Origin of the sequence: Anoxybacillus sp. CHMUD (assembly GCF_013096965.1) — a bacterium.
GTDB classification, from domain to species: Bacteria; Bacillota; Bacilli; order Bacillales; family Anoxybacillaceae; genus Anoxybacillus; species Anoxybacillus kestanbolensis_A.
Genome location: NZ_SDLG01000099.1, coordinates 1 through 365, shown reverse-complemented (window position 1 = coordinate 365; position 365 = coordinate 1). Strand labels below are relative to the sequence as shown.

At 47.7% G+C, this 365-nt stretch carries 1 rRNA gene; it reads left to right on the top strand.

What is annotated here, in order from left to right:
* Positions 1 to 91 (top strand): 16S ribosomal RNA (locus tag ETB99_RS14785); the annotation flags it as partial.
* Between the last annotated feature and the right edge of the window lie 274 nt (positions 92 to 365).

Genomic DNA, 365 nt, shown 5'->3' with positions numbered 1-365 from the left:
CGGGAGCCAGCCGCCGAAGGTGGGGCAAATGATTGGGGTGAAGTCGTAACAAGGTAGCCGTATCGGAAGGTGCGGCTGGATCACCTCCTTTCTAAGGATAAATACGAAAAGCGAAGAACGGTTCTTGACGTAGTCAAGAAAACATCCGACGGAAGCGCAAGCTTTCGACAAGACGTGCGTGCACGTCGACGGAGAAAGCAGACGCGGAGGAGGATGTTAGTTCGTAGCTAGACATAAAGAAAAGCGAAGAACGGTTCTTGGTTCGAAGCTAGACATAACGTAATAACAACGCTTTTTCGCTTCGTTTAGTTTTGAGGGAATATCCCTCGTTATTTTCGCTGATTGTTCCTTGAAAACTAGATAAC